Source organism: Nocardiopsis deserti (genome assembly GCF_008638355.1).
Lineage (GTDB): Bacteria > Actinomycetota > Actinomycetes > Streptosporangiales > Streptosporangiaceae > Nocardiopsis > Nocardiopsis alborubida.
Genome location: NZ_VWVS01000013.1, coordinates 40,043 through 67,020, shown reverse-complemented (window position 1 = coordinate 67,020; position 26,978 = coordinate 40,043). Strand labels below are relative to the sequence as shown.

Genomic DNA, 26,978 nt, shown 5'->3' with positions numbered 1-26,978 from the left:
GGGGCGCTGGCCCGGGCCCGGATCGGTGCACCCCGCTCTCTGCTCCCCCGTGCGGACGGGCCCGCTGCCGCCGCGTCCCGCGCTCGGCGGCGGGCTCATGGAGGGCGAAGCGGAAGATCGGTGAGATTACGGACTCTCGCCCCCTCCACACCGACCGGCCGGTTTGTTACTCTGCCGTCAAAGTGGCGCAGAACACGCGATGCGGGTCACATCATCCCGAATCGTCGTGCGTTCACTGGACCCATCTGGCTGCGGGAGGCCCCATGCTCAACCTGTCCGTGCTTCTGGAGGACGGCGCCCGGTCGGCTCCGGAGAAGGAGTGCCTGGTCTTCGGCGACCTGCGCCTGAACTACGCGATCACCAACATGATCGCCAACCAGGTGGCCAACCTGCTGGTCGCGCGCGGAATCAGGCCGGGGGACCGGATCGCGTTGGCCAGCCCCAACGTGCCCTACTTCCCCTTCGTGTACTTCGGCGCCCTCAAGGCGGGCGCGGTGGTCGTGCCGCTGAACGTGCTGCTGACCCCGCGCGAGATCGCCTACCACCTGGAGGACTCCGGAGCCAGGGCGCTCTTCGCCTTCACCGGCACCCCGGAGCTCCCGCTGGGCGAGCGCGCCTTCGAGGCCTTCGGCCAGGTGGACTCCTGCGAGTTCTACGTGGACCTGCCCGCCTCCCCGGGTGCCACGGAGTCGACCATCGACGGCGCCGAGACCTTCTGGAAGGCGCTGGAGGGCCAGCCCGGCGAGTTCGAGACGGTGCAGGCCGGTTCCGAAGACACCGCGGTCATCATCTACACCAGCGGCACCACCGGCAAGCCCAAGGGCGCCGAGCTGAGCCACCACAACCTGCTGCTGAACGCGGTCGGCTCCTCCAGACTGGTCGAGCCCCACCCCGACGGCCGCGACGTCGCCCTCGTGGTCCTGCCGCTGTTCCACATCTTCGGCCAGACGGTCATGCTCAACGCGGCCCTGTACCGGCACGGCACGATGGTCCTCATGCCGCGCTTCGACGGCGCCGAGGCGCTCAGACTCATGGAGAAGGAGGGCGTCACCGCCTTCGCGGGCGTGCCCACCATGTACTGGGGGCTGCTGGGCGCCGTCCAGGCCGCCGAGCCCGGCACCTACGACCTGGAGACGATCGCGGGCAACATGGTGGACGCGGTCTCCGGCGGCGCCGCCCTGCCCGGCCAGCTCGCCGAGGACTTCACCAAGACCTTCGGCGTGGGCATCAAGGAGGGCTACGGCCTGTCCGAGACCTCCCCGGTGGTGTCGTTCAACAACCCCAAGGTCAAGGCCAAGACCGGCTCCATCGGGCTGCCGGTGTGGGGGGTGGAGATGAAGCTCATCGACCCCGAGTGGAACGAGGCCGCGGAGGAGGGTGAGATCGCGGTGCGCGGGCACTGCGTGATGAAGGGGTACCACAACCGCCCCGAGGTCAACGCGGAGGTGATCCGCGACGGCTGGTTCCGCACCGGGGACATCGCCCGCCGCGACGAGGAGGGCTTCTACTTCATCGTCGACCGGTCCAAGGACATGATCATCCGCGGCGGCTACAACGTCTACCCGCGTGAGGTCGAGGAGGTCCTGATGACCCACGAGGCGGTCAGCCTGGCCGCGGTCGTGGGCGTGCCCCACGACACCCACGGCGAGGAGGTCAAGGCGTTCGTGATCCCCAAGGAGGGCGCCGAGGTCACCGCCGAGGGGCTCGTCGCGTGGGCCAAGGAGCGCCTGGCCGGGTACAAGTACCCGCGCGAGGTGGAGTTCCGCACCGAGCTGCCGATGACCTCCACCGGTAAGATCCTCAAGCGCGAGCTGCGCGGCTGACTCCCCGCGCGGCGGGGCCGGTCCTGTCCCTCGGGGCCTCCGCTTCGCTTCGGCCCGCCCGTCGCCCGCCACCGCCCGCCGGGGCGCTCCGCGACGGGGCGGGCCGCCACCCTCAACGGCCACTGCGCACAGCACTCTCCTGGTTCGGGCGCCCTGCGGTACGGGAACCGGGTCGCAGCAGGCACAGCGGCGCCTCCGGCGAGACGGCCCGTACCCACCCGTCGCCCACCGCCCTCGACCGACGCCTACGGCGCAGCCTGCTCCCAGTCCCGCCTGCGCCGCCTCCAGAACCCCGCGGACGCCCGAACCCTCCCCCCGAGGACGGGCGGCCCCGCCCTCACCCCTTGACGGCTCCCTGGACGAGCCCGGAGACCAGGAAGCGCTGCACGAGGACGAAGAAGACCATGACCGGGATGGTGATGAGGGTGGAGGCGGCCATCACGTGCCCCCAGTCGTTGGCGTACTGGCCGAAGAACTGGCGCAGGCCGACCGCCACCGTGTAGTTCTCGCTCTGGGTCATGAAGGTCAGCGCCAGCACGAACTCGTTCCACGCCACGATGAACGAGAAGATGGCCGTGGCCACCAGGCCGGGCGCCACCAGCGGGAACAGCACCCGCCAGAACATCTGGCCCCAGGAGGCCCCGTCGATGTAGGCGGCCTCCTCCACCTCCACGGGCACGGCGGCCACGAAGCCGCGCATCATCCACACCGCCAGCGGCAGGGACAGCGCCACGTAGACCACGCCCAGGCCGAGCATGGTGTTGAGCAGCTGGAGGTCGCGCACCTGGAGGAAGAGCGGGATGACCAGCGCCTCCAGCGGCACCATCTGCACGATGAGGATCATCACCAGCACCGCGGTGCGGAAGCGGAACCGGAAGCGGGCCACCGCCACGGCGGCCAGCAGCGACAGCACGCACGCTCCGGCCACGGTGATGCAGGCGACCGTGAGCGAGTTGAGCATGTACTGGCCGAACCTGGCCTCGGTGAGCACGTAGACGAAGTTGTCCAGGGACAGCCCGGCGGGCAGCAGCGCCCCGGCCCCCGAGGTGGCCCGGTCCGAGAACGCGCTGATGAGCATGAAGTAGACGGGGAAGAGCGTGAACAGCAGCAGGACGGCCACCCCGGCGGACTTGGCCAGGAACCGTCCCGTCCGCCGGACGTCACCCCTGCGGCGGGCGTCGCGGACGCGGCCCTCCCAGTCGGTGTCGGCGGCGGGTGCCTCTGTGCGCGTGACCACGGGCGTTCCTTCCTCAGCGGTGACCGGAGGCCTGAATCCGGTTGTTCCGGGCTCGGACGGGGCCGTTAGACTGCTCGACTGTCCGGGGCGGGACGTCCTTCGCACCCCGGCGGCGGAGAAGGAGTGAGGGCCGTGTCGACAGGGTCTCCGGAGACGGTGGCGTAGCGCCGTGCGCGATTCCGCCGGACCCTCCCCCACCGAGGTCGTCATCAGCTGGATCCCCCATGACGCGCGCTTCCGGGACCGCGCCGTCCGGCACGCCCTGCGCGACCCCAGCGGGCGGCTGCTGCACGCCTACGTCGAGAACCTGGTCAACCGGGACAACGACGACGGGCGTCCGCTGGGCGAGTACGACCTGCGAACCATGGGCGCGGTGCGCGAGGACCTCGACCGGCGCTCCCTGGCCTCGGTCGACTGGCGCCGCGTCCGCGACAAGCTGGTGGCGGGGGTCCACGGCCCCGCCAGCTGAGCGGGCCGCGGAGGCCGCCGTGCTCATCGGAGCTCGTCCTCTCGGAAGAGCGCGCGCAGGTAGAACACGGTGATCACCAGGAGCAGCAGGGTGAGCAGCACGGCGATGGCCGAGCCCAGGCCGTAGTCGTTGTGGCCGAAGGAGCGCACGTAGGACCACACGCCCAGGTTGAGCATCTCCGAGCCGCCCACGTCGCCGCCGGGCATGAGGTAGATCTGCGCGAACACCTTGAAGTCCCAGATGGTGGAGAGCACGGTGACCACGGCGAACACCGGGCGCAGCACCGGGAACGTGACGTGCCAGAAGCGCTTCCAGGCACCCGCGCCGTCGATGCGCGCGGCCTCGTGCAGTTCGCCGGGGACCGTGAGCAGTCCGGCCAGGACCGTGACCGCCACGAACGGGAAGCCCCCGTGCACCACGTTGAGCGTGACGATGGCGTAGAAGAACAGCCGGTCGGCGAACCAGTTGTACCCGGAGGGCTCCAGCAGGCCCAGGGAGGTCAGGGCCTGGGAGACGACGCCGCTGTCGACGTCGAAGATCCAGATCCACACGTAGGTGCCGCTGACCGCGGGCATGGCCCAGGCGACCATGATGCAGGAGACCACGATGATCCGGGGCACCGGACGCAGTGTGGCCAGCAGCAGCGCCACCAGCGTGCCCACGACGATGGTGGTGACCACCGCGACCACCGCGAAGGCCACCGTGTTGAGCAGGGCGACCCGCCACAGGTAGGGGTCGGTGAGCAGGGCGGCGTAGTTGGCGAGCCCGATGAAGTCGGACTCGCCCGAGACGAGGTTGCGCAGCTGGTACTCGCGGAAGGACAGCCACACGATCCGGCCGAGCGGGAGCAACAGCAGCAGTCCGATGACCGTCAGCGCGGGGGCGAGCAGCACCCAGGGCAGGAGCGCCCTGCGTCCGCGCTGGCCCAGGAGCGGCGCCCGCCGCGGCCGGGACCGTCGCGGTGACGGCTCGGCGGAGCGGCGGGCCTTCGGCCCCGGTTCGCTGCTGGCGGTGCCCAACCCGACCGGTGTTCGCACGTGTCTACCCCCCGTTGAGGATGCGCTCGATCTCGTTGGCCGCGTTCTCGGTGGCCTCCTCCACGGTGGCCTCGCCGTTGAGGATGTCCTGCTGCATGCCGACCAGGACCTTCTCGGCCTCGACCTGGGTCCAGGCGGGGGTGACGGGCACACCCCGGCTGGCCTCGTTGAGCTGGACGGCGAAGGGCTCCAGAATGGGGTCGGCGGAGGAGGAGAAGGTGTCGACCCGGTCGACCACGCCCGGGAAGAAGCCGGTCTCCTCGGCCCAGCGCATGGCGAACTCCTCGCCGGTCAGGTGCTGGACGTACTGCCAGGCGGCCTCCTCCTGGCCGGTGCCCTCGAAGACCGACAGCAGCGAGCCGCCCGCGAAGGAGGGCATGTACCCACCGTCCTGGCCGGGCAGGGTGAAGGAGCCGAGCCTGCCCTCCAGGTCGGGGTTGGCCTCCAGGATGGCCTTGGGGTTGGCGCTGCCGAGGATGGCCATGGCGGCCTCCTCGTCGGCGACGGCCTCCATGACGGCGATCTCGTTCCAGTTGACGGCGCCGGTGGTGGAGGTGCCGTCCTCCAGGGCCAGGTCGGTGAAGAACCCGACCCCGGCGCGGGCCTCCTCGCTGTCGATCTCCGAGACCCAGGTGCCGTCGGGCTGCTCGACGGCGATCTCCCCGCCGCCGCCCCAGATCCACGGCATGACCGAGTACTGGGCGTCGCCCGGGACGGGGAAGGCGATCATGTCCTCCTCGGCCTCGGACAGGGCCAGGGCGGTCTCGCGCAGCTCCTCCCAGTTCTCGGGGACCTCCAGGCCGTGCTCCTCGAAGACGTCGCTGCGGTAGACGACGGAGCGGATGGAGGCGTACCAGGGGACGCCGTAGACGCCCTCGCCGAGCTGGCCCATCTCCATCAGGCCGGGGATGTACTGGGAGGTGTCGATGCCGTAGCCGGACAGGTCGTGCAGGGCTCCGGCGTCGGCGAACCCGGGCGTGAAGGTGTTGCCGAGCTCGGCGACGTCGGGCATGGTGCCGCCCGCGATGGCGGTGGAGATCTTGTTCTGGGCGTCCTGCCAGGGCACGAACTCGACGTCGACCTCGATGCCGGTCTCCTCGGTGAACGCGGCGTTGGCTGCCTCGAAGAACCCCGTCTCGTCGGGGTTGGTGCCCTGCATGATCCAGACCAGGAGGCCGTCGGAGCCGGAGGCCCCGCCTCCTCCGCTCCCGCACGCCGTCGCGGCCAGGACCAGCGCCGCGACGGCGGCGGGGAGCGGAACGTACTTGTGGGTTCGTCTGCGGGCCATCGGCACGCCTCCCGTTCCTTTCGAGGGTCCCCTGAGGGTTGGTAGGAAACCTACGTAAAGAACCGCGTCGAGTGAAGTAAACCACTGCCTTTTGTGTCTGAGCTGTTAGAGGGCAGGGCATGTCCGGAGTGTCGCGGCCGGTACGGCGTGTCCCACGGGCCCCTTCGGGCCCGTGTGTCCCTTGGTCACACGCCCTTACTCGGACAGTCCGGTGACCTGGCGCAGGATGGACAGGAGTTCGGCGCGCTTGTACACGGCCAGGCCGATGGCCGCGCCGAAGGCGGCGAGCATGTGCACGTAGACCATGGGGTCGCCCCGGGTGAAGCGCTCCGCGGTCTCCTCCTCACCGACCGAGTGGGCCTCCCACGCGGTGGAGACGGCGAACTCCAGTTCGGGCGGGAGCATCTCGGCGACCATGCGGGCGACGGCCTCGCGGGAGTCGGCGGGCTTCCAGACCACACCGGTCTGCTGCACGCGGCGGCCGAGGAAGGCGGCGATGACCTTGAGCTCGGACGTGACGGCCTCGACGTCGTCGGAGGCGCGCGGGACGACCGCGTCGAGCTCCTGCCGGTTGCGGTCCGCGTAGGCCTCGATCAGGTCGATCGCGGTCCGCTTGACGTGGTCGGGCGCGTCGGGCGCGGGCGTGGTCCCGTCGGTGCTGCCGTCGGAGGATGAGGACACGTCGTGGTCCCTTCTGGTGGGTGGGCGGCCGGGGTGTGTCCGGCTGGATCCCGCCGGTCGCGCGGCGGGTTGTGCGTCCGTCGGACACGCCCCGGGTCCATGATGCCGCGAAGCGGGCCCGCCGGTCCCCTGACAGGCCGAAGGTCCTCCCCCGGCGAACAGGGAGGGGAGGACCTTCGACGCGCTCGTGCGGGCGCCGCCTCGGGCGGCGGGCCGCGGCGGCGGGTGGGCCGACCGGTCAGAACCAGGGGCGCAGCGGCACGTGGGCCTCGGTGCCGTCCAGCTTGACGCCGAGGATCTGGTGCAGCTGCACCACGTCGCGTTCGAAGCCGAGCACGCATCCGGCCATGTAGAGCCGCCAGACCCGGGCGGTGCCCCCGCCGACCTCGGCGACGGCCTCGTCCCAGTTGCGGTCCAGGTTGGCGCCCCAGTGGCGCAGGGTCAGGGCGTAGTGCTCGCGCAGGTTCTCCTGGTGGCGGATCTCGAAACCGGCGTCGTTCATGGCGGTCTGGATCCGGCCGGGGCCCTCCAGCTCCCCGTCGGGAAAGACGTAGCGGTTGATGACGCCCCCGCGGTTCAGGGACGGGAGGTCGTTGCGCGGCCGGGTGATGCAGTGGTTGAGCAGCCGCCCGCCGGGCACGAGCTTGTCGTTGAGCGAGGTGAAGTAGGAGGCCAGGTTGTCCGCCCCCACGTGTTCGGTCAACCCGATGGAGCTGATCCGGTCGTAGCTGCCGTCGGGGACGTCGCGGTAGTCCATGTGGCGGACCTCGGCCAGCTCGGACAGCCCCTCCTGGGCGATCCTCTTGGCCGCCCACTCGGCCTGCTCCTTGGACAGGGTGACGCCGAGCGCGCGGACCCCGTGCTCGCGGGCGGCGTGCATGACCATGCCGCCCCAACCGCAGCCCACGTCGAGCAGGCGCATGCCGGGTTCCAGGCCGAGCTTGCGCGAGATCAGTTCGTACTTGCGGAACTGGGCGCTCTCCAGGGCTCCGTCGGAGCGGCCGACCCGGTCCGGTGCCCCGTCCTCGTCGTCGAAGACGGCGCAGGTGTAGGTCATCGACGGGCCCAGGACCATCTCGTAGAAGGCGTTGGAGACGTCGTAGTGGTGGTGGATGACCTCGGCGTCGCGCTGCCTGGAGTGGCGCCAGCCCAGTCCGCTGAGGCGGCCCTGGCGCATCTCCTGCGGGGGCGGGGCGACCCGGTTGACGAACTTGACCCAGCCCACCGACCGCGCGATCTCGACCGCGTCGCGCACCGAGACCCTGAACCCGTCGGCGAAGACGAAGTCCGCCATGCGTCTGAGGGCGGTGTACATGTCCCCCTCCAGCTCCAGGTGGCCGGAGACGTAGGCCCGGGCCAGGCCGACGGCGTTGGGGGACTGCGCCAGGTAGTTCACCGCGACCGGGGTCCGCACGTGCAGGGCCACGTCGCTGTCGGGGTCCCCCGCGCCGCTGCCGTCGTAGGCGGTGAACCGGATGGGTGCGTCGGGTCCGACGACGCGTTCGAAGATCTCAGCGAGCCGCATTGCTCTGTCCTTCCCTCTTGCCCTCTTGCCGGTCGCGTGCCCGTCCCCTCGGGCCGCGTCCCGGTGGTCTCGTGCCGTCAGCGGTTGCGTACGCACTTGGCGTACAGGTCGAGCAGCCGCCCGTCGGGGTCGTAGGCCTCCTTGAGCCCGGCGTAGGCGGTGCCGTTGTACAGGCGCCAGAACTCCTCCTCGCCGTAGAAGGAGTCCGAGTACAGGGACTTGTGGCCTCCCAGGTCGGCCACCGTCTCCTCGACGAGGCGGTTGTGGTGGGCCCGGCGCTGCCCCGGCTTCATGTCGACCAGGCCCCAGAAACCGAAGTTCACGTAGAGGCGGTCGTGCTCCAGGGGGTAGAGCGGCCACACGTGCTCGTCCTCGCCCTGACCTGGGCGCCGGGGCTCGCGGAGCCGGAGGGGGCACATCCACACGGGGGTCATGTCGATCTCGGCGTGGTAGGTGTCGAGGAACTCCGCGCCGCGTTCGACGCCCACCTCGATGTCCTGGATGAGGGGTTCCTGGGGCCGTCTGCCCCGGTAGTGGTTGAGGAGGCGGGAGAAGTCGGTGCGCCGGTCCCAGGCGACCAGCCTGCGGTAGACGTCGGAGCGCTTGAGGGAGCGCGGCCACAGGGGGCGCACCAGCGGGTGCTGGGTGCCGAAGGCGCGGGAGCACCAGAACCAGTCCGTGTCCCAGCGCCACAGGTAGTCGGCGATGGCGAGGTAGTCGCCGGGGCCGCTGCCCGCGTAGCGCTGGATGGACCGGTAGTAGACCTCCCGGCCGGTGTAGTCGCTGGTCCAGGGGGCCTGGTCGGTGAAGCGGGCCAGGGTCAGGTACAGCTCGTCGGGGCCGAAGGCGACCCCGTCCACGAAGTCGACCGGCTGGCCCCCGTGCTCCCGGTCGGCGCAGATCAGGGCCAGGGCGTCCATGGCCTCGGCGGCCTTGTGGAAGCGCAGGTGGCGCAGGTGCACGTACGGGGAGACCGGTTCGAGTTCCACGCGCAGGCGCAGGCTGTAACCCAGGGTCCCGTAGGAGTTGGGGAAGCCGTGGAAGAGGTCGCTGTACTCGTTGTCCCTGGTGGCGGTGACGACGTCGCCGCCTCCGGTGAGGATCTCCATCTCCTGGACGGCCTCGTGCGGCAGCCCGTTGCGGAAGGAGGAGGACTCGATGCCCATGCCGGTGACGGCGCCGCCGAGGGTGATGGTGCGCAGCTGGGGGACGACCGTCGGCATGAGGCCGTGCGGCAGGGTGGCGGCGACGAGGTCCTCGTAGGTGGTCATGCCGCCGACGTCGGCGAGTCGCTCGACGGGGTCGATGGCGATGACGCCGGTGAAGGCGGACACGTCCAGGGCCGGCGCGCCGGTGGGCTCGCGGAACCGGAAGAGGTTGGAGGTGGGCTTGGCCAGGCGCACCGGCGCTCCCGGGGGCAGGGCCCGGTAGTCGCGGCGCAGTCTCTGGACTGCCGCTATGTGCTCGGCGAGCCCCGTCCGCGCGGAGGTGGCGCTGCCCGTGCCCTGCTGTTGAGGAGTCATCCCAGTTCCCGTTCCGGTGTCGGCGGCACGCACTCGCGTGCCGGATCGGCCATGGCCGCCGGGCGGCTGGGACGGCCGATCCACTCAGTTCTACCTATCGGTAACGACCTTGTGCCACCCCATTTGTTCCGTGTCTTCCCCTCAGTTGCCCTGCCTGCGGTTGTGTCCGGGACACGGCCGCCCGGCGGGTCCGGCCCCGCCGGGCGGTGTCCCGCCGGTGCGGTGCGGAGGTGGTCGTAGGATCGGGATTCGTGCGTATCGCTCTCGTTGACTCCGGTATCGGCATGCTCTCGACCGCGGCGGCCCTGCGTGTGGCACGGCCGGACGCCGACCTGTTCCTGTCGATGGACCCCGACCACATGCCCTGGGGTCCGCGTACCCCGGACGAGATCGTCACACGCGCCCGGGCCGGGGCCCGGGCCGCCCAGGAGGCCGCAGGGGACGCCATGCTGGACGCCGTGGTGGTGCCGTGCAACACCGCCTCGGTACACGGACTGGCCGAGTTGCGCGCCGAGTTCGAGCCGGGTGTCCCGGTGATCGGGACGGTGCCCGCCATCAAGCCCGCGGCGGCGGCCGGAGGGCCGATCGCGGTGTGGTCCACCGCCGCCACCACGCGCAGCGGCTACCAGCGCCAGCTCATCGAGACCTTCGCCCGCGGCGTGGAGGTGACCGCGGTGGCCTGCGCGGGACTGGCCGAGGCGGTGGAGTCGGCCGACCCGCGGCTGATCGACGACGCGGTGGCCTACGCCGCCGACCTGACCCCCGGCGACGTGCACGGCGTGGTGCTCGGGTGCACGCACTACGACCTGGTGGGCGGGCGGATCTCCGCGGCCCTGGGCGGACGGGCGGAGCTGTTCACCGCCGCCGGAGCGGTCGCCGCGCAGGCCCTGCGCCGGATCGGCGAGACGCCCGTGGGCGCCGCGCCGGGCCGGGTACGGGTGCTGGCCAGCGGCCGACCCTCCCGGCTGCCCGCCGCCGCGCTGTCCTACCCCGCGGGGCGCTCCCTCGCGTCCGGAGCGGGTGCGGCGACCGTGTGAGGGCGCTCCCTGACGCGATCCAGCTCACTCCCTGCACCGTGATCTTGTACCTCTAGCGAGCCTGGGCCGTCGAACCTCGCTGCAAGTACAAGATCATCGCAGGTCAGAACCCTCGCATCACATCGGCAACGGTTCCGGCCGGTCCACGGGCGGATTCGCCCGCGACCCGACCGTCAGGAATGGGGCGCCAGGGCCCCCTGCCCGGTGATCCCGACCCGCACGGGACCGTCCAGCGCACCGGCGGCGAGGGTGCTCACGAGGGTGCGCACCCCGACGGTGTCGTTGTCGTGCAGGAGGGTCTCCAGCAGCGACAGCGCCGCGCGCTGGTCCCCAGGCTGCTCGCGCACGTGGCGCCACTGGGGCTCGGTCGCCGCGTCCGAGAGCATCAGGGTCCGGCCGACCTGGCCGAGCGCGGTCAGCAGCGGGGTGTCGTGCGGCATCCTCTCCAGGGCGGCGTTGACCTGTTCGGCCTGCTGCTCGGGGTCGACCTCCTCCACGGGCTGCGCCCGCAGGAAGTCCAGCACGCCCTCGGCCGGTGCCAGCGGCCGGACCGGGGGCATCGTCGCTATCATGGCGCGCACCTCGGCCAGGTCGCCCAGGATCTCCTCGGTGCGCCCCAGCTCCCCGATGAGCCGCTCCGCCCGCTGCGCGGAGCAGCCCGCCACCCAGCGGGCGCCGCGGACCGAGGCCAGGCGGGCGGCGGACAGGGCGAGCTCGGCGCCGCGGCGCGGCGCCCCCACCCGCTCGAAGTAGCGCGACCAGGTGGTCACCCGCACCCCCAGCCGCCAGTCGTTGCGCACCGCGCCCTGACACACCAGGTTCTCCACCGCCTCCACCCACGCGGGCCGCAGGCTCGGGTACGCCTCGGCCTCCTCCACGGTGGGCAGCGGGAGGATGGCCTCCTGGGGCGGGCAGTGGCCCAGGCGGGCCAGCCAGGACAGCAGCCGAGCGCGCTCGAAGCGGATGCGGCGGTGCAGTGCCGCCCTGCGCGGGTTGGCCTCGTCCAGGACCAGCTCCGCCTCCATCCGGTCCAGCACCTCCAGGGCCTGGGCGTGCTCGTCCTGGTGACGCAGGGCTCTGACGAGGGCGAACACCCCGTCGGCACCGAGCATGGCCGGGCCGGTGGCGGTGTGCTCATAGCGCCGCAGCTCGTTCTCGGCCCGGTCGGCCAGGTCCTCGTCGATGAGCAGGTTCACCCGGGCGAGGGTGAAGGCGGGCCAGGCGGGGGTGCGCTCCCAACCGGCCAGGCGCCGGGTGGAGAGCAGTTCGCGGCGCTGCTCGGCGGTGCCGCGGGCGTCGACGTTGGCGTGGCAGCGCACCAGGGTCTCCAGCAGGGACACCGGCAGCGGACCGTGGGCCAGGGGCTCGGGTTCGTCGTCGGCCGCCGCGCTCACCTGGGCGAGCGCGCGCCCGCCCTCGGCCAGGGCCCCCACGCGCACGGCCAGGGGCCAGTGCGCGAGGAAGAACAGGGTCGGCGGGCCGAAGACCCCCGGGACCGCGGCCTCGGCCGCGCCTGCCTCGGCGACCAGCCGGCGCGCGGTGCGCAGCGCCGAGCGGGCCACGGCCTCCACGCGCACCGGGTCCCCGGCCTCACTGAGCACGGGCAGGCTCGCGACCGCCTCGGCCAGCTCCGCCTGCCCGGCCGCCCGGAGCCGTCGTGCGGTCTCCCCCGCCCACGTCCACATCGGCATGGTCTGCACCCCCTGTAAGCACCACGTGAGAACAGAACGTAGCAGCGCGGTGACAGAGCTGTCCGGAAAACGCGCAAAGCCGTGGAGCACGGGGATACACGTCCTGTCGGGGCGGTTGCTGCCCGCTAGACTCGGGGGTCGTGGTGCCCGGCGGGGACCGCCGCAGGGTCCCGAGTATCCAGCCGCGCCGAGCCGCACCGAGTTGCACCAAGGGGACATGAGCGCCGATGGGATGGCGAGACCGTTTCGGACTCCGCAAGGCCAACCGCAAGGGCAAGGCCCGTTTCGACCGGGCAGCCGAGGATTCGGACATCAAGGCGCTGATCGACTTCGCCAAGAGCCGGGTGGGGGTGGAGTTCTTCGTCGAGCCGGAGACCTTCGCCACGCAGACCACGGCGGTCGCGGTCGCGACGAACGGCGAGTGGATCCGCCGCCGTTGCGGCTCGCCCGACGTGATCCGCAAGGTGGCCAGGAACCTGGCGACCCCGGCCTACGACGTGCAGATCGTCGGCTACCCGCAGCGGATGCGCGACTGGAGCGCACGCAACAAGCGCGGCCTGTCACTGGACGAGTGAGGGCGCGCGGGCGTACTGGGCGAGCGTAAGACTCGCCACACCGACACGCCGTTGGGAACGGTCCGAAACCCGCGAGCGGGTCATTTTGGGCATTGATGACGAGTCCTTGCCGCGACTTCCTCGCCGAACGGGTTCCCTAACGGGCTTCATCCGTCGCATACTCGCCTCGGAGGGGGGACTCTGATGAAGCAGGATCTCACGGCCCTGTGCTGCGACTGCGGCACGATTCGCGAGGTGAGCGACTACCAGAGTGTGGGCGAGGCGCAGTCCGCCTACGGGCTGGCCCGCTGCGTCGTCTGGCGCAAGTGCCGCACCTGTGGCTACCGCACCTACCACGCCTACATGCGCGCCGACGAGGACCGCGACGAACTGGAGGACGCCCTGCGGCTGGACGGCGCCCTGGCGGCCGAGGCCCTCGACGAGGAGGTGGAGCAGCTGCGGCTGTGCGGGGTCGAGGTCGGGCACGCCCCCGTCCCGGCCATCTGGGACGGCCAGTCCGTGGGCATGGTGACCCAGCGACTGACCGACCGCGCCTACTCGATCGTGCTGGACCCCGAGGCGTCCGTGGTCTCCCGGCTCAAGCTCATCGACATGATGTGGAACGAACTCCTGGTGGGCGAGCACGACGACCGCTGGTTCATCCAGGAGGCGGAGGACGACGAGTCCCCCGCGTACGCGGTCCGGCTGTTCGGCTACCGCACCCGCGGCTGAGGCCGGGACCGCGCTCCCGGACCGCGCTTTCGCAACGCGGGTCCCGGGAGGAGGGCGCGGTCCCGGCGCTATCCGGCAGCGGGTTCGGGCTGGCCGGCGAGGCGGCGCAGCGCCGATCTGGCCACCGCCGGATCGGTGGTCCCCCAGTAGGGCGGCAGGGAGGCGCGCAGGAAACCCCCGTAGCGGGCCGTGGCCAGGCGCGGGTCCAGGACGGCGATGACCCCCCGGTCCTCGGTGGAGCGCAGCAGGCGCCCGGTGCCCTGGGCGAGCAGCAGGGCGGCGTGGGTGGCGGCCACCGACAGGAAGCCGTTGCCCCCGTGCGCGGCGACCGCGCGCTGGCGCGCGGAGGCCAGCGGGTCGTCCGGCCTGGGGAAGGGGATGCGGTCCACGATCACCAGGGAGAGCGAGGGCCCGGGCACGTCCACGCCCTGCCACAGCGACAGGGTGCCGAACAGGCAGGACCGCTCGTCCTCGGCGAAGCGGCGCACCAGCTGCCCGGTGGAGTCCTCCCCCTGGCACAGGATCAGCTGGTCCAGGCGCTCACGGAGCTCCTCGGCGGCCTGCTGGGCGGCGCGCATGGAGGAGAACAGACCCAGCGCGCGGCCGTCGGCGGCCTCGATGAGCTCGCTGATCTCGTCCAGGTAGGCGGGCGCGAGACCGTCGCGGCCGGGTGGCGGCAGGTGGGTGGCCACGTAGAGGATGCCCCGGCGGGCGTGCTCGAAGGGCGAGCCGACGTCCAGCGCGCGCCAGCGGGGCTCCCCGGCCGCGCGGTGCGGGCCGTCCTCGTCGTCGGTTCCGGAGCCGTCGTCGGTGCCGTCCGCGGCCCGGTCCCCGGCGGCGTTCGCCGGGCCGGCCGGCTCCGGACCGCGGCCCGCCGCGGCGCGTTCGGCGGCCTCCTGGGCCACCTCCCGGCCCAGTCCCCACTGGTTGGCCAGGGAGGTGAAGGAGCCGCCCAGGGTGAGGGTGGCGGAGGTCAGGACAACGGTGCGGTCGCCGAAGAGCTTCTCGCGCAGCAGACCGCCCACGCCGAGCGGGGCGACGTGGAGCGCGGGTTGGCGGCCGGGCGCCTTGGTCAGCCAGACGACCTCGGTGCGGTCGCGCAGGGCGGGTTCGAAGGACTCCAGGACGCGCACGGCGGTGTCGTGCACCTCGCCGAGCGCGGCCAGGGCCAGGCGGCGGTCGCTGGCGCCGTCCGGATCCAGCTCCCCGGGGGAGGGACCGATGGCGGTGACGCAGGCCGAGGCGGCGTCGCGGGTGGCTGCGACCGCGTTGGCCAGGGCGTCGTCGATGTGGTCCAGGCGCCCGTCGGGCGACTCGGTGAACATCAGGGCGAGGCCGTCGGCGCACTCGGTCAGGCGTTCGCTGACCCCGGGTTCGATCAGGCGGGCGGCGCGCTTGGCCGCGGCGTTGACGGTGCGCTCGCCCAGGACGCCGGTGGCCACGGATGTGGCGCGGTCGACGAGTTCGTGCGCCTCGTCGATCATGATCGTGTTGTGCTCGGGCAGGATGTGGTAGCCCTGCGACATGTCGATGGAGAGCATGGCGTGGTTGGTGACCACCACGTCCACGCCCTGGGTGGCCTCGCGGGCGAACTCGGCGAAGCACTCCTGGCCGAAGGGGCAGATGCGGGCGCCCATGCACTCGTTGGCGGCCACCGACACCTGGCGCCAGGCCAGGTCGCTGACGCCGGGGACGAGTTCGTCGCGGTCGCCGGTGACGGTGTCCTCCGCCCACTCGTGCAGGCGGGCCACCTGGCGGCCCAGCGAGGAGAGCTGGCGCGGGTCGAACAGCTCGGTGTCCTCGGCCTCCTCGCCCGCGGTCTGGAGCCGGTTGCGGCACAGGTAGTTGCGGCGGCCCTTGAGCACGGCGAACGTGGGCTCGCGGGGCAGCATCGGCGTGAGGGCCTTGGCCAGGCGCGGCAGGTCGCGCTCGATGAGCTGGTTCTGCAGGGCGATGGTGGCGGTGGAGACCACCACGGTGCTCTCCCTGGCCATCGCGTGTCTGATCGCGGGTACCAGGTAGGCCAGGGACTTTCCGGTGCCGGTACCGGCTTGGACCACCAGGTGTTCGCGCTTGTCGACCGCCTCGGCCACGGCACCGGCCATGGTCGCCTGGCCCTCGCGGCGGCTGCCGCCCAGGGCGGCGACGGCCGCGTCGAGCAGGGTGGGAACGTCGGGGAGATCTGCCACGGATCGACAGTACCGGCCGTGAGGGACAGGGCGGGCGCTGTCCACAGGCCGGATCGGCCGGGACCCGGCCGATCCTCCCCCGGAGGCTCTCAGGCCATCGTGGCCAGGAGCTCGTCCAGAACGCCCATGGACTGCTTCAGGCCGTACTCCATGCCGGACTCGACCATACCGTCGCGGTCCTCGACGCTCTGGAACACCGTGGTCGACGTGTAGAGGGTGCGGCCGTCCCGCTCCTCCAGGGTCGTGGTCTCCAGGCACACGTGCCCGGGCATGCCCTCGAACTCGAAGGTCTGCACGAAGCGCTCGGGCGCGACGACGTCGTGGACCACGCCGTGGAAGCCGTACTCCTGGCCGTCGGGGGCGTGCTCGACGAACCTCCAGGAACCGCCCGGGCGCAGGTCCGCACGGTCGATAACGGTCTCGTTCTCCTTGAGCCCCCACCACCGGGCGAGGTACTCGGGATCGGTCATGGCCTTGAACACCACGTCGCGGGGCGCGTCGAAGCTGCGCGTGATGACGACGTCGTGCTGTCCGGGTTCGGCGATCACCGTGAGGTCGCTCATGACTGCTCTCCTGTGTTCTGTGTCTGCTGGATTCGGCGGATCTCCGCGTCGAGCCGGTCGAAGCGGTCCTCCCACTGGCGGTGGTAGCGCTCGATCCACCCCGTCGCCTCCTCCAGGGGAGCGGTCTCCAGTCGGCAGGGACGCCACTGCGCGTCGCGGCCCCGGCTGACCAGTCCCGCCCGCTCCAGCACCTTCAGGTGCCGGGAGACCGCTTGGAGGCTGATGGGAAACGGCTCCGCCAGCTCGTTGACGGTGGCCTCACCCTCGGCGAGCCTCGCCAGCAGCGCCCGACGGGTCGGGTCGGCCAGTGCCGCGAATGTGAGACTCAACGGGTCGGTCGCCATCTGCGTATTCAACTTTCCTGTTAATCAACCGATGCGTTGATTATGACTCGCGACACGCCTCGAGTCAAGAGCGGAGCGAGGAGAACTGCTTCGAGTATCGAAGTGATAGCCTCCCGAAAGTTAGTTCGACCCTCGAAGCGAAAGGAGGCGGGCCATGTCCCCGTGGGATCCCCGCCGACCGCCCAGGCAGCCGGGCAGGACGATGGCCGTGACCGGAGCGACCTCCGGGATCGGCTACTTCGTCGCCGAACAGCTCGCCGCCACCGGAGCGCACGTGGTGCTCCTGGGGCGCCGGACCGATCGTCTGGAGACGGCGATGCGGTCGATCGGCGCACTGGTCCCCGAGGCGGACCTGTCGGCCGTCACGCTCGACCTGGCGGACCTGGACTCGGTCTCCCGGGCGGCGCAGGCCCTCGGCGGCCGAGGGGGGATCGACGTTCTGGTGGCGAACGCGGGAGTCATCTCCGCCGGCCCCCTGCGCCGGACCACCGCCCAGGGCCTGGAGCTGACCGTGGGGACCAACCACCTGGGGCACTTCGCGCTCATCGCGCGGACCCTGCCCTCGCTCCTGTCGGCGCCGGGCAGCCGCGTGGTGTCCCTGGGCAGCTACGTCACCCACAGGGGCGCGTCCGACCTCGACCAACTCATGAGCGAGGACGGCTACAGCGGGCGCGGAGCCTACATCCGCTCCAAGCGCGCGACCGAGGCCTTCGGCTTCGAACTGGACCGCCGTCTGCGCGCGGCCGGGACTGACACCGCTTCGCTCGTCGCGCACCCGGGGGCCGCCCTCGACCAGCTGTCGCCTCGCCGCGAGGGGGTCAACGAGCCCTCCGGGGCGACTCGCGCGCTGTACTCGCTCGCCTCCGCGTTCGTCCAGGGCAAGCACCGGGGCGCCTGGCCGGTCGTCCGCGCGGCGCTCGACCCCGAGGGCGTCGGCGGCGGTTACTACGGGCCCTCACGTCTGGTGGTCGGCAGGCCGGAACCCGTACGACCCCCCGCCGCGAGCACGGACCCCGGAACCGGCGCCCGCCTGTGGGCCCTCTCCGAGGAACTCACCGGCACGCCGTTCACCATCCCCGCGAGGTGAGGCCCCACAACCCCCGGGGCGAAGCCTCGCGTCGCAGGGGACCGCTCCACCCACCCCACCGGTGACCACGGCCCCGACCGCAGGGGGCGCCTCGGGGGGGTCGGGGGTCTCCCCCGGCAAGCAGCAGCCCGCGGCCAAGGCCGAGCGGCGCACCGGGATGTCTGGGGGGTCGTCCCCCCAGAAGAAAAAGGCCCGCGGGGAAGGTGGACGAAGTCCACCCACCACGCGGGCCCAACGTGGAGCTATGGGGATTCGAACCCCAGACCTCCTCCATGCCATGGAGGCGCGCTACCAACTGCGCCATAGCCCCGTGTGCCTTGCAGCAACGGTTCGAGTCTATCGGACGTGCGGGGGTGGGATGACCAGCCGCGGTGTCGGCCACCCCACACGCCTCCGCGCCTCCGGTGCCCCGCAGTCGTTCCGGAACAACCGGGACGCAGTCCGACCGCACGAACCGAAATCCTCTTCGACGGCTCCCGAACGGGCACAGGAGAGGACATGAGCGACAGACCACAGCAGAGCCCGGTCGACACCCTGGTCCGCTGGGAGGACCACGGCGCCGTGTGGCGGGTGGTGGGGCGGTCGGCCTCCGAGGTGACGGTGGCCCTGTGCCGGTGCGACGGGGGCGAGGAGGTGGAGCGCCTGGTCTCCGGCGACCCGGACCTCCTCGCCTTCGTGGACGAACGGGTCAGTCCTCCTCCGCCAGCCTCCTGATCGCCTCCAGCCTGCGGTCCCAGACCGCCGCGACACGTTGGAGGTCGCGCCCCAGGGCGCTCAGGCGCGACCCGACCGGCCGGTGCACCACCTCGCGGCCGCGCCGCTCGGACTCGACCAGGCCGACCCCGCGCAGGACCTCCAGGTGCTTGACGATGGCCTGGCGGCTGACCGGCAGCTCCTCGGCCAGCGCCGAGGCGGACGCGGGCGCGCGGCCCAGCCGGACCAGGATGCTCCAGCGCGTCTCGTCGCCCAGGGCCGCGAAGGCGGTGGCCTCCCCGGTCACGGCGCCGCCGTCCGCGCCAGGTGACCGATGAGGGCCGTGAGCCCCCCGGACCACCCCTCGGTCTCCGTGGCGACGTTGTCGGGGACGGTTCCCAGGCGCGCGGCGAGGGCGTCGAACCCGCTCTGGGTGACGGTGAGCAGGGAGCCCTCGCCGGAGTCGCGGACGCGCAGCGTGACCAGGGTGCTGTCGTCCTTCCCCGGTTCGGTGTCGGGCTCGGCCGCGATGCGGTACGCGAAGAGGTACGGCTCCTCGACGGAGACGACGCGCCCCCGGAAGGTGCCGTGCTCGTCCCAGTGCAGTTCCATCGCCGCTCCGGGCACGGCCTCGAAGTCGGCGCCGCCGAAGGCGTACCAGGCGGCGAAGTGCCGGGGCTCGGTGAGCACCGGCCAGAGCGCGGCGGGGGCGACGTCCACGCGCACGGACCGCTCGACGGTCGCGGGGTCGAGGTAGGACCGTGCGGCCGAGAGCTCCAGCTCCCAGCCGGAGGTGGCCTCCTCCAGGAGTCTGCGCCCGTCGGCCTCGGAGCCGCTCAGCGTGGAGAAGCCGCTCTCCGCCACGCGCAGGGTCACCCCGCCCGCGTCGCGCTCCTCGATCCAGAACTCCACGAGTGTGGAGCCCTCCCCCTCTCTCGCGAGCCAGCGGAAGGCCGCGTAGGAGTGGGGTTCGAGCCTCTCGGCGCGGATCCGGAAGGTCCCGTGGACGGTGTCGTGCACGACGTCCACGTCGCCGTCCCGCTCGACCTCGTGGTCGATGATCGCACCGTCGTTGATCATCCAGCCCGGCCGCGTCACCAGCTCCCAGACGCGTTCGGGTGGCGCCGCGATGTCCACCTGCCGTTCGACCCGGTCCAGCGTCTCGTCCATGACTCTTCCCCGATCTCTCAATGTGCAACCCAATGGTTGCATCAAGTCCACCCTTTCCGCAACCCCTGGGTTGCGGAAAGCCGGGCAAGGGCGTTCACGGCCGGGCGCTCCACCTGCGGACGAAGTGAGGACGCCATGGGAACCGGTCGTCCCGGTCCGGCCCTCGCGTGGGACCACACATGCGCGACGGCCACGGCCCCGAACGGGCCGGAGCCCCAGCCCGGGGCGGTGGCCTCCGCCCTCGACGCCCCGGCGGCGCGCAGGAGGTCGCCGATCCGGCCCCGCGTTCGCCGCACCGAGCCCGTGACCGCGAGGCTCGTCGGGGCGCGCTCGGCGGCGTGGTCGTCGAACCCGTCCGAACGGAACGGAGGGCGCTCGAAGCCCTCGCCCCTCTCCCCTACAGCGAGTTCGTCTCCGGAAGCGGACACTTCCTGACCGGTACCGCCACCAAGGTGAGGGAACGAAGTCACCCCCAGGGAGAGAATCCGTGCACACCCGCCCCCTCGGACGCACCGGCGTCCGGGTCAGCCCCTACACCCTGGGCACCATGATGTTCGGGCGAGCCGGCAATCCCGACCACGACGAGTGCGTGCGCGTCATCCACCGCGCGCTCGATCACGGGATCAACACCATCGACACCGCCGACGTGTACGGCGGCGAAGGCGGGACCGAGGAGATCGTCGGCAGGGCACTGCGCGGACGCCGTAACGACGTCGTCCTCGCCACCAAGTTCAGCGGCCCGATGGGGCCGGAGGCGAACCAGCGCGGCAGCTCCCGCCGCTGGATCGTCTCCGCCGTCGAGGGGTCGCTGCGCCGCCTCGGGATGGACCACATCGACCTCCACCAGGTCCACCGGCCACGACCCACGAGGCGAAGCCCCACGTCGCGAGAGAGCGCTCCACCCGCCCCACCGACAACCACGGCTCCGCCACAGGGGGGCACCTCGGAGGGTTCGGGGGGTCTCCCCCGGAAAGCAGAACGGGCTGCGGCGAGCCGGTCGAAGACCGGCGAGCAGCAGCCCGTGTCACGTGGAGCTATGGGGATTCGAACCCCAGACCTCCTCCATGCCATGGAGGCGCGCTACCAACTGCGCCATAGCCCCTTGTATGCCGGGCGGTTCCCCCGCTCGGCGATGGAATTACTGTACCGGAGGTTGGGAGTGGGTTGCGACCTCAGGGCCTGTGGATGGACGTGCGGTGGCCGGTTTCCGCGCCGAATACCCTGGAGTGGTGCCCGAATCAAAGCTTGAGATCCAGATGCTCCACGACCGCCTGCTGGTGAAGACGGTCCCGGACAGGACCGAGCGGCGCAGCAGCGCCGGACTGGTCATCCCGGACACGGTCAAGCTGGCGACCAGGCTCGCGTGGGGAGAGGTCGTCGGCGCCGGAACCAGCGCCCGCCACGTGAAGACCGGGGACCGGGTGCTCTTCGATCCCGAGGAGCAGGGCGAGGTCGAACTGAACGGCGAGCGCTACGTCATCCTGCGCGAGCGCGACGTGCACGCCGTCGCCAACGAGGCCCCCGAGCACGGCACCGGCCTGTACCTGTAGCCGCCTCGCCCGCCCCGCCAGTCCGGCGGGTCCTCCGCGCGCCGCCCCGGATCAGGTGCCCGCGCCGCTTCCGTCGGGGTTCGCGACGGCCTTGACCAGCGAGTGCACGCACAGGTTGAGGGCCTCGTAGGCGGGCGTGCGACTGACGCTCACGTAGGCCCAGGCCGCGTAGAGCCCCGACCACAGGAGCTGTTGCGCCCACATCGGCGTGATCCTGGGATCGATGCTGCCGTCGGCGTGGCCGCGCTCGACCAGGGCGAACACAGCCCGGTCCGCCTCCCCGCACTCCTCCTCCAGCAGTTCGTCCCAGGAGTCGTCGGCCCCGACCGTCAGCATGATCACCTTCTGGAGCCCGAAGTACTCGGGCACGAGCCGCCGGAAGGCCTCCAGTCCGGTGCCCTCGGTGGTGCGCGCCCGCTCGGTGGCCTCGTTGATGAGCTCGTTGGCGTATTCGCCGAGAGCGCACACCAGGTCGGCGCGTTCGGCGAAGTAGCGCTGGAGCGTACTGCGCGCCACACCCGCGGTTCTGGCCACCTGGGACAGGGGGGCCGAGGAGTTCTCCCCGAGCACCTTCACCGCCGCTTCGAGGATCGCGCGCCGGGTCCGGGCGCGGGTCCTCGTCTCTTCGTCTGAGGGAGCGCTCTTCACCATGCCCTCATCCTAGGCTTGTCGGTAATTGGTTGACAATAATCGGTCAGACATGACCTACTTTAAAACATGACTGATCCATCGAAGGTAGATACTGACTCGAACCCGGGCGCGCCCGAGCCCCGGTTCGCCCAGCTCCGGGTGCTGTGGTCGTTCGTGCGCCCGCACCGGAACAAGCTGGTGCTGGGCCTGGTCCTGGCCCTGTTCGGCTCGGCGCTCGAACTCGCCAACCCGATGGTGATCAAGCTCGTCCTGGACACCGTCTCCGGCGGGGGCGGCCTGCTCGTGCCGATCGCCCTGCTGCTGGGCCTGTTCGTGCTGGGCACGGTGTCCGGCCTGTGGCACTGGATCCTCCTGGGCACCGTCGCCGAGAAGGTGGTGCTGGACGCGCGCACCTCGCTCGTGCGCCGCTACTTCCGCGCCGCGCTCATCCCGCTGTCGCGCCGCTCCTCCGGCGAGCTCGTCACCCGGGCGACCTCCGACACGGTCCTCCTGCGCGAGGCGGCCTCCACCAGCGTCATCAGTCTCATCAACGGCTGCGTGCTGCTGGTGGGAACGCTGGTCATGATGGGCGTGCTGGACCTGTTCCTGCTCACGGTCACCTTCGTCGCGGTGCTCGTGGTCACCGTCCTGTTCCTGACGCTGATGCCCGCCCTGGCCAAGGCGCAGGAGAGGGCGCAGAACTCCCTGGGCCTGATGGGCGGCATGCTCGACGGCGCGCTGCGGGCGGTCCGCACGGTCAAGGTCAGCCGGGCCGAGGAGCGCCTGAGCGGCCAGATCCTCGAACACGCCCGGGAGTCCGCGCGGCACGGCATGCGCTCGGTGCGGCGGGAGGCGGTCGCCTGGACGATCGCGTTCAGCGGGATCCAGCTCGCCATCATCGCCATCCTGGGCGTGGGTGCACTGCGGGTGTCCTCGGGCGCGATCGACGTCTCCACCCTCATCGCCTTCCTGCTCTACGCGTTCACCCTGATGACCCCGGTCATGGAGCTGTCCCAGAGCGTCACCACCCTCCAGTCGGGCGTCGCCGCGGCCAGGCGCATCCGTGAGGTGGAGGCCATCCCGCTCGAACCCTCCGCCGAGGCGGCGGACGCGTCCGCACCGGCCGTCCCCGCGGACGGCGTCGCGAACGAGGACGCGGACGGCCCCGCGCACGGGGAGCGCGCGGGCGCTCTGCTGGAACTGCGCGGGGTCACCGCCCGGTACGCGCCCGGCGCCGAGTCCGCCCTGGACGGGGTGGACCTGGCCGTCCCCCGGCGCGGGCACACCGCGATCGTGGGACCCTCGGGCGCGGGCAAGACCACCGTGTTCTCGCTGCTGCTGCGCTTCCTCGAACCCGAGGAGGGGCAGCTGTTCCTGGACGGGACCCCCTACCGGGAGCTCACCCCGGGCCAGGTGCGCGGCCGCTTCGCCTACGTGGAGCAGGACACCCCCGTCATCCCCGGCACCATCCGGGAGAACCTGCTGTTCAGCCGCCCCGACGCCACCGGGGAGGAGGTGCGCCGGGTCCTGGGCCAGGTGCGGCTGGCCGACAGGATCGACGCCCTGGAGGAGGGGCTGGACACCCCGCTGGACGCCACGTCCTTCTCCGGGGGCCAGCGCCAGCGCATCGCCCTGGCCCGCGCCCTGCTGCGTTCGCCGGACGTGCTCCTGCTGGACGAGGCCACCTCGCAGGTGGACGCGATCACCGAGGCAGCCATCACCGAGAGCGTGCGCGCCCACGCCGCCCGAGCGGCCGTGGTGACCATCGCGCACCGGCTGTCCACCGTGATCCACGCCGACACCATCGTGCTGATGGAGGACGGACGGGTGCGGGCCAGGGGCACGCACCGGGAGCTGATGGACCGGGACGAGCTGTACCGGGAGTTGATCGCGGCACTGCACATCGCCGGGTCCGGGGCTCCGGACCCCGACGGTGACCGGGCGGAGGCGGGCCGGGTGACGCCGGTCACGTGAGGGCGCGGTAGCATCCGGCCGGAACCGGACGGCGCGAACGGTTCGACGGCCACGGCCGCGGGGACGCCGCTCCCCGCGGTCCGGTCCGCCTTCTTTTCGTCCCGTGCGCCGTGCCCCGCGGTGCCCGTACCCGGCGCCGCGGCGCCAGCGAGGGATCCATGACCGACTTCGCCCAGTACCAGGACGGCGTCTACGCCGACGCGACCAACGGCCGCCTGCCCGGGCTGCCCTACCACCACGAGGACCTGCGCGACCTGGCCGGGAGGGCCATGGAGCCGGGGCCGTTCGGCTACGTGGAGGGCGGCGCGGGACGGGAGCGCACCGCCCGCGCCAACGTGGACGCGTTCGCCCGCTACGCGCTGCGCCCGCGCAGCCTGCGGCCGGGAGCCGAGGAGTCCGGGGGGCTGGGGGTCACCCTGTTCGGCAGGGAGTACGCCACGCCGCTGCTGACCGCGCCGATCGGCGTCCTGGAGCAGGTGCACGAGGAGGCCGAGCTCGCCGTGGCCGAGGGCGCCAACGCCCTGGGCGTGCCGATGGTGCTGTCCACGGCCGCCTCCACCCCGATGGAGCGGGTCGCCGAGGTGGCCGACTCCTGGTGGTACCAGCTGTACTGGCCCAGTGACGACGCGCTGGCGGAGTCGTTCGTGCGGCGGGCGACGGCGGCGGGGGCGGAGGCGATCGTCGTCACCGCCGACACCAAGCGGCTGGGGTGGCGGCCCCGCGACCTGGCGCTGGGCCACCTGCCGTTCCTGCGCAGCCAGGGCACGGCGAACTACTTCAGCGACCCCGAGTTCCGGTCCCGGCTCAAGGCCGACCCGGAGCCGGGCGGGGTGTTCACCGAGGCGGTGTTCCACTTCCTGGGCGCGTTCGCCAGCAGGTCCCTGAGCACCGACAACATCGCCCGCATCCGCCGGTGGACGGACCTGCCGGTGCTGGTCAAGGGCGTCGTGCGCGGGGACGAGGCAGCCGACCTGGTGGCGGCGGGCGTGGACGGGATCGTGGTCAGTAACCACGGCGGGCGGCAGGTCGACAACGCCGTGGCGGCACTGGACGCCCTGCCCGAGGTGGTGGACGCGGTCGGCGACCGCGCCACGGTGCTGTTCGACTCGGGTGTGCGCTCGGGTGCCGACGTGGCCGTGGCGATGGCGCTGGGGGCCAAGGCGGTGCTGCTGGGGCGACCGTGGGTGTACGGGCTGGCCGTGGGCGGCGCCGCGGGCGTGGAGCACGTGCTGCGCGCGACGCTGGCCGAGTTGCAGATCACCGCCGAGCTGATGGGCAAGGACGCGGCGGACCTGGACGGAAGCGACGTCGTGCGCCGCTGACCCACGGCCGGTCCCGGCGGCGCCGTGCGCCCCCGGGACCGGTCCGCTTGCTTGCGGTCCTTCCGACCGCGCCGTCAGCCCTTGACGGCTCCGGAGGTCAGGCCCGCCACGATCCTGCGTTGCAGGACCAGGGCGAAGATGATCAGCGGGACCGACACCAGGACCGACGCGGCCATGATCTGCCCGATCGGGTTCTCGTAGCCGACCCGCTGGAAGGTCGCCACGAAGACCGGGACCGTCTGCACGTTCAGGTCGTTCGGGGCGAAGGAGAAGGCCAGCAGGAACTCGTTGGTGGCGTACACGAAGGTCAGGATGGCCGCCGCGCCCACGCCCGGCGCCGCCAGCGGCGCCACCACGCGCAGGAAGGCCTGGAACGGGGTGGCCCCGTCCACCTTCGCCGACTCCTCGATCTCCTTCGGGATGCCCGCGAAGAACGTGGTGAGGATGAAGACGGCCAGCGGCAGGGTCAGCGCCACGTACGGGATGATCATGCCCGCGAAGGAGTTGAGCAGGTTGATCCCGGTCCACTCGTTGAGCTGGAGGTACATCTGGTAGAGCGGGTTGACCAGCGCCACCGGCGGGAACAGGGTCGCGACCAGGGTGGCGGCCAGGATCGCGAACTTGCCCGCCAGCGGCAGCCGGGCCAGGGCGTAGCCCGCCAGCGAGGCCACCGGGATGCAGATCAGCGTGGTCACCGTCGCCACGATCAGCGAGTTGCGCAGTGCGAACTGGAAGCCCTGGTCGAAGATCTCCCGGTAGTTGCTGAGGTCGAAGGGGCCCTGGAAGATGTTCGGGTCGGTGATCGCCGCCGATCCCGTCCGCAGGCTGGTCATGCCCATCCACAGGAACGGGAACAGGCACCAGAGCAGCACCACGGCCAGCCCGAGCAGCTTGAGGGTGTTGCCCACCGCCGGGTGGACGCGTCGGCGCGGCTTGTACACCGACCCGCTCGGCCTCACCGTCTCGGCCGTCATCGCTTCTCCTTCCGCGGCGCCTCACCGATCATGTGGCGGCCCATCCGGCTGATGAAGGCCAGGCCGACGAGCATGACGATGACGAACGTGACCGTGGACAACGCGTTGGCGTAGCCCAGGTCCGGGTCCCGGACCAGGTAGCGCTGCGCGTAGACCGACAGGGTGGCCAGCGAGTTCGAGTAGCCGGTGAACACGTACGCGAAGTCGAACATGCGCAGGGCGTCCACCGTGCGGAACAGCAGGGCCACGACGATCGACGGGCGCAGCAGCGGCAGGGTGATGTTCCAGAACCGCTGGAGCGCGTTGGCCCCGTCCACCCTGGCCGCCTCGTAGTAGTCCTTCGGGATGGTCTGGAGGCCAGCCAGCAGCAGCAGGGCCACGAACGGCGCGGTCTTCCACACGTCGGCGCTGATGATGCCGACCATCGACCAGACCGGGTCGCGCAGCCAGTTGATGTCCGTGCCGAGGACGGCGTTCACGAAGCCCGGGTTGGGATCGAACATGAACCGCCACACCTGCGCGGCCACGGCGGTCGGGATGACCCACGGGATCAGGATGACCGCGCGGGTCAGGCCCCGCCCGAAGAAGGCCTGGTGCATGATCAGCGCGAAGGCCATGCCGACGAGGAACTCCAGCGACACCGACGCGACCGTGAACACCAGGGTGTTCCAGACGGCGTTGAAGAAGCCGGAGTCGGTCAGGACCCGGACGTAGTTGTCGACACCGGTGAACTCCTGGCGGAACCCCCGGATCTGGTAGAGGCTCATCCCGATCGCGTAGAAGACCGGGAAGAGCGCGATCACGGCCATGAAGGCGAACGACGGGGCGAGGAAGATCCGCCCCATCGCACGCTCACCCAGGCCCCTGCTCACGCGGACTGTCTGG

Annotated in this window: 25 protein-coding genes, 2 tRNA genes and 1 pseudogene; 11 read left to right on the top strand and 17 right to left on the bottom strand. The window is 71.6% G+C overall.

Going from position 1 to position 26,978, the window contains the following annotated elements:
* Positions 1–263: 263 nt before the first annotated feature.
* A complete protein-coding gene (locus tag FYW99_RS17160) occupies positions 264–1,823 on the top strand; it encodes a long-chain-fatty-acid--CoA ligase (RefSeq protein WP_150253041.1) in 1,560 nt (519 codons plus the stop codon).
* A 337-nt stretch (positions 1,824–2,160) separates the two neighbouring features.
* On the opposite strand, the gene FYW99_RS17155 is transcribed toward FYW99_RS17160, so the two are convergent.
* The gene (locus FYW99_RS17155; protein ID WP_061078901.1) at positions 2,161–3,060 is read right to left on the bottom strand and encodes a carbohydrate ABC transporter permease; all 900 of its coding nucleotides are present in this window, start codon (positions 3,058–3,060) and stop codon (positions 2,161–2,163) included.
* A 169-nt stretch (positions 3,061–3,229) separates the two neighbouring features.
* Here FYW99_RS17155 and FYW99_RS17150 point away from each other — a divergent pair, with 169 nt between their 5' ends.
* Positions 3,230–3,529 (top strand): hypothetical protein, encoded by a 300-nt coding sequence (locus FYW99_RS17150; protein WP_150253040.1) that lies wholly within the window; start codon positions 3,230–3,232, stop codon positions 3,527–3,529.
* Positions 3,530–3,552: 23 nt separating this feature from the next.
* Here FYW99_RS17150 and FYW99_RS17145 read toward each other — a convergent pair whose 3' ends face one another.
* The 5 genes from FYW99_RS17145 to FYW99_RS17125 form a co-directional block, all read right to left on the bottom strand.
* Entirely contained in the window at positions 3,553–4,458 is a 906-nt protein-coding gene (locus FYW99_RS17145; RefSeq protein WP_150253264.1) for a carbohydrate ABC transporter permease, read from the bottom strand.
* Between the two features lie 112 nt (positions 4,459–4,570).
* Positions 4,571–5,854, bottom strand: a complete 1,284-nt coding sequence (locus tag FYW99_RS17140; protein WP_150253039.1) for a sugar ABC transporter substrate-binding protein — start codon at positions 5,852–5,854, stop codon at positions 4,571–4,573.
* A gap of 195 nt (positions 5,855–6,049) precedes the next feature.
* Positions 6,050–6,535, bottom strand: coding sequence for a hypothetical protein (locus tag FYW99_RS17135; RefSeq protein WP_150253038.1), 486 nt, complete (start codon positions 6,533–6,535; stop codon positions 6,050–6,052).
* Between the two features lie 238 nt (positions 6,536–6,773).
* Positions 6,774–8,060, bottom strand: coding sequence for an SAM-dependent methyltransferase (locus FYW99_RS17130; protein ID WP_150253037.1), 1,287 nt, complete (start codon positions 8,058–8,060; stop codon positions 6,774–6,776).
* A 77-nt stretch (positions 8,061–8,137) separates the two neighbouring features.
* Positions 8,138–9,583, bottom strand: coding sequence for an FAD-binding oxidoreductase (locus tag FYW99_RS17125; protein ID WP_150253036.1), 1,446 nt, complete (start codon positions 9,581–9,583; stop codon positions 8,138–8,140).
* 251 nt (positions 9,584–9,834) lie between these two features.
* On the opposite strand from FYW99_RS17125, the gene FYW99_RS17120 reads away from it, so the two are divergent.
* Entirely contained in the window at positions 9,835–10,620 is a 786-nt protein-coding gene (locus FYW99_RS17120; protein ID WP_190394699.1) for a glutamate racemase, read from the top strand.
* A gap of 173 nt (positions 10,621–10,793) precedes the next feature.
* Here the strand turns inward: FYW99_RS17120 and FYW99_RS17115 are convergent, their stop codons facing one another.
* Positions 10,794–12,311, bottom strand: coding sequence for a hypothetical protein (locus FYW99_RS17115; RefSeq protein ID WP_150253035.1), 1,518 nt, complete (start codon positions 12,309–12,311; stop codon positions 10,794–10,796).
* 227 nt (positions 12,312–12,538) lie between these two features.
* On the opposite strand from FYW99_RS17115, the gene FYW99_RS17110 reads away from it, so the two are divergent.
* Positions 12,539–12,886, top strand: coding sequence for a hypothetical protein (locus tag FYW99_RS17110; protein WP_150253034.1), 348 nt, complete (start codon positions 12,539–12,541; stop codon positions 12,884–12,886).
* Between the two features lie 183 nt (positions 12,887–13,069).
* A complete protein-coding gene (locus FYW99_RS17105; RefSeq protein ID WP_047870739.1) occupies positions 13,070–13,597 on the top strand; it encodes a DUF6315 family protein in 528 nt (175 codons plus the stop codon).
* Positions 13,598–13,665: 68 nt separating this feature from the next.
* Here FYW99_RS17105 and FYW99_RS17100 read toward each other — a convergent pair whose 3' ends face one another.
* From FYW99_RS17100 to FYW99_RS17090, 3 genes are all read right to left on the bottom strand, one after another.
* Positions 13,666–15,786 (bottom strand): ATP-dependent DNA helicase, encoded by a 2,121-nt coding sequence (locus FYW99_RS17100; protein ID WP_150253033.1) that lies wholly within the window; start codon positions 15,784–15,786, stop codon positions 13,666–13,668.
* Between the two features lie 89 nt (positions 15,787–15,875).
* Entirely contained in the window at positions 15,876–16,349 is a 474-nt protein-coding gene (locus tag FYW99_RS17095) for an SRPBCC family protein (protein WP_150253032.1), read from the bottom strand.
* Positions 16,346–16,693: an ArsR/SmtB family transcription factor gene (locus tag FYW99_RS17090; RefSeq protein ID WP_061078890.1), complete on the bottom strand. Its 348-nt coding sequence runs from the start codon at positions 16,691–16,693 to the stop codon at positions 16,346–16,348. Before FYW99_RS17090 ends, FYW99_RS17095 begins: the two co-directional genes overlap by 4 nt.
* Positions 16,694–16,847: 154 nt before the next feature.
* On the opposite strand from FYW99_RS17090, the gene FYW99_RS17085 reads away from it, so the two are divergent.
* Positions 16,848–17,780 (top strand): SDR family NAD(P)-dependent oxidoreductase, encoded by a 933-nt coding sequence (locus tag FYW99_RS17085; RefSeq protein ID WP_150253031.1) that lies wholly within the window; start codon positions 16,848–16,850, stop codon positions 17,778–17,780.
* Between the two features lie 237 nt (positions 17,781–18,017).
* Here the strand turns inward: FYW99_RS17085 and FYW99_RS17080 are convergent.
* Positions 18,018–18,090 (bottom strand) — tRNA-Ala (locus FYW99_RS17080).
* Positions 18,091–18,278: 188 nt separating this feature from the next.
* Here FYW99_RS17080 and FYW99_RS17075 point away from each other — a divergent pair.
* Positions 18,279–18,494 carry a hypothetical protein gene (locus FYW99_RS17075; RefSeq protein WP_150253030.1) on the top strand — a complete coding sequence of 72 codons (216 nt, stop codon included), beginning with the start codon at positions 18,279–18,281 and terminating at the stop codon, positions 18,492–18,494.
* On the opposite strand, the gene FYW99_RS17070 is transcribed toward FYW99_RS17075, so the two are convergent.
* Together FYW99_RS17070 and FYW99_RS17065 are read right to left on the bottom strand one after the other, a co-directional pair.
* Positions 18,469–18,780 carry an ArsR/SmtB family transcription factor gene (locus FYW99_RS17070; RefSeq protein ID WP_150253029.1) on the bottom strand — a complete coding sequence of 104 codons (312 nt, stop codon included), beginning with the start codon at positions 18,778–18,780 and terminating at the stop codon, positions 18,469–18,471. The two genes, FYW99_RS17075 and FYW99_RS17070, sit on opposite strands and share 26 nt — an antisense overlap.
* On the bottom strand, positions 18,777–19,643 hold the full coding sequence (locus FYW99_RS17065) for an SRPBCC domain-containing protein (protein ID WP_150253028.1): 867 nt from the start codon (positions 19,641–19,643) through the stop codon (positions 18,777–18,779). The genes FYW99_RS17070 and FYW99_RS17065 overlap by 4 nt, the downstream gene beginning before the upstream one ends.
* A gap of 547 nt (positions 19,644–20,190) precedes the next feature.
* Here FYW99_RS17065 and FYW99_RS17055 point away from each other — a divergent pair.
* Positions 20,191–20,451, top strand: a pseudogene (locus FYW99_RS17055) (aldo/keto reductase); the annotation flags it as partial.
* Between the two features lie 221 nt (positions 20,452–20,672).
* On the opposite strand, the gene FYW99_RS17050 reads toward FYW99_RS17055, so the two are convergent.
* Positions 20,673–20,745 (bottom strand) — tRNA-Ala (locus FYW99_RS17050).
* A 154-nt stretch (positions 20,746–20,899) separates the two neighbouring features.
* Between FYW99_RS17050 and FYW99_RS17045 the strand changes: the two genes are divergently transcribed.
* Complete coding sequence (locus FYW99_RS17045; RefSeq protein ID WP_150253262.1) at positions 20,900–21,193, top strand: GroES family chaperonin; 294 nt, start codon at positions 20,900–20,902, stop codon at positions 21,191–21,193.
* 51 nt (positions 21,194–21,244) lie between these two features.
* On the opposite strand, the gene FYW99_RS17040 is transcribed toward FYW99_RS17045, so the two are convergent.
* A complete protein-coding gene (locus tag FYW99_RS17040) occupies positions 21,245–21,844 on the bottom strand; it encodes a TetR/AcrR family transcriptional regulator (RefSeq protein WP_150253026.1) in 600 nt (199 codons plus the stop codon).
* A 138-nt stretch (positions 21,845–21,982) separates the two neighbouring features.
* Here FYW99_RS17040 and FYW99_RS17035 point away from each other — a divergent pair, with 138 nt between their 5' ends.
* A complete protein-coding gene (locus FYW99_RS17035) occupies positions 21,983–23,797 on the top strand; it encodes an ABC transporter ATP-binding protein (protein WP_150253261.1) in 1,815 nt (604 codons plus the stop codon).
* 158 nt (positions 23,798–23,955) lie between these two features.
* Positions 23,956–25,119, top strand: coding sequence for an alpha-hydroxy-acid oxidizing protein (locus FYW99_RS17030; RefSeq protein WP_150253025.1), 1,164 nt, complete (start codon positions 23,956–23,958; stop codon positions 25,117–25,119).
* A gap of 74 nt (positions 25,120–25,193) precedes the next feature.
* Here FYW99_RS17030 and FYW99_RS17020 read toward each other — a convergent pair whose 3' ends face one another.
* Together FYW99_RS17020 and FYW99_RS17015 are read right to left on the bottom strand one after the other, a co-directional pair.
* Positions 25,194–26,093, bottom strand: coding sequence for a carbohydrate ABC transporter permease (locus tag FYW99_RS17020; protein ID WP_150253024.1), 900 nt, complete (start codon positions 26,091–26,093; stop codon positions 25,194–25,196).
* Entirely contained in the window at positions 26,090–26,938 is an 849-nt protein-coding gene (locus FYW99_RS17015; RefSeq protein WP_017568469.1) for a carbohydrate ABC transporter permease, read from the bottom strand. Before FYW99_RS17015 ends, FYW99_RS17020 begins: the two co-directional genes overlap by 4 nt.
* Between the last annotated feature and the right edge of the window lie 40 nt (positions 26,939–26,978).

What these genes read in the sequence shown, in the direction of transcription:
- FYW99_RS17115 (WP_150253035.1), bottom strand. Translation starts at nt 12,311, where the DNA reads ATGCCGATGTGGACGTGGGCGGGGGAGACCGCACGACGGCTCCGGGCG.
- FYW99_RS17125 (WP_150253036.1), bottom strand. Translation starts at nt 9,583, where the DNA reads ATGACTCCTCAACAGCAGGGCACGGGCAGCGCCACCTCCGCGCGGACG.
- FYW99_RS17075 (WP_150253030.1), top strand. Translation starts at nt 18,279, where the DNA reads ATGAGCGACAGACCACAGCAGAGCCCGGTCGACACCCTGGTCCGCTGG.
- FYW99_RS17110 (WP_150253034.1), top strand. Translation starts at nt 12,539, where the DNA reads ATGGGATGGCGAGACCGTTTCGGACTCCGCAAGGCCAACCGCAAGGGC.
- FYW99_RS17020 (WP_150253024.1), bottom strand. Translation starts at nt 26,093, where the DNA reads ATGACGGCCGAGACGGTGAGGCCGAGCGGGTCGGTGTACAAGCCGCGC.
- FYW99_RS17160 (WP_150253041.1), top strand. Translation starts at nt 264, where the DNA reads ATGCTCAACCTGTCCGTGCTTCTGGAGGACGGCGCCCGGTCGGCTCCG.
- FYW99_RS17105 (WP_047870739.1), top strand. Translation starts at nt 13,070, where the DNA reads ATGAAGCAGGATCTCACGGCCCTGTGCTGCGACTGCGGCACGATTCGC.
- FYW99_RS17065 (WP_150253028.1), bottom strand. Translation starts at nt 19,643, where the DNA reads ATGGACGAGACGCTGGACCGGGTCGAACGGCAGGTGGACATCGCGGCG.
- FYW99_RS17045 (WP_150253262.1), top strand. Translation starts at nt 20,900, where the DNA reads ATGCTCCACGACCGCCTGCTGGTGAAGACGGTCCCGGACAGGACCGAG.
- FYW99_RS17090 (WP_061078890.1), bottom strand. Translation starts at nt 16,693, where the DNA reads ATGGCGACCGACCCGTTGAGTCTCACATTCGCGGCACTGGCCGACCCG.
- FYW99_RS17085 (WP_150253031.1), top strand. Translation starts at nt 16,848, where the DNA reads ATGTCCCCGTGGGATCCCCGCCGACCGCCCAGGCAGCCGGGCAGGACG.
- FYW99_RS17015 (WP_017568469.1), bottom strand. Translation starts at nt 26,938, where the DNA reads ATGGGGCGGATCTTCCTCGCCCCGTCGTTCGCCTTCATGGCCGTGATC.
- FYW99_RS17130 (WP_150253037.1), bottom strand. Translation starts at nt 8,060, where the DNA reads ATGCGGCTCGCTGAGATCTTCGAACGCGTCGTCGGACCCGACGCACCC.
- FYW99_RS17140 (WP_150253039.1), bottom strand. Translation starts at nt 5,854, where the DNA reads ATGGCCCGCAGACGAACCCACAAGTACGTTCCGCTCCCCGCCGCCGTC.
- FYW99_RS17030 (WP_150253025.1), top strand. Translation starts at nt 23,956, where the DNA reads ATGACCGACTTCGCCCAGTACCAGGACGGCGTCTACGCCGACGCGACC.
- FYW99_RS17095 (WP_150253032.1), bottom strand. Translation starts at nt 16,349, where the DNA reads ATGAGCGACCTCACGGTGATCGCCGAACCCGGACAGCACGACGTCGTC.
- FYW99_RS17040 (WP_150253026.1), bottom strand. Translation starts at nt 21,844, where the DNA reads ATGGTGAAGAGCGCTCCCTCAGACGAAGAGACGAGGACCCGCGCCCGG.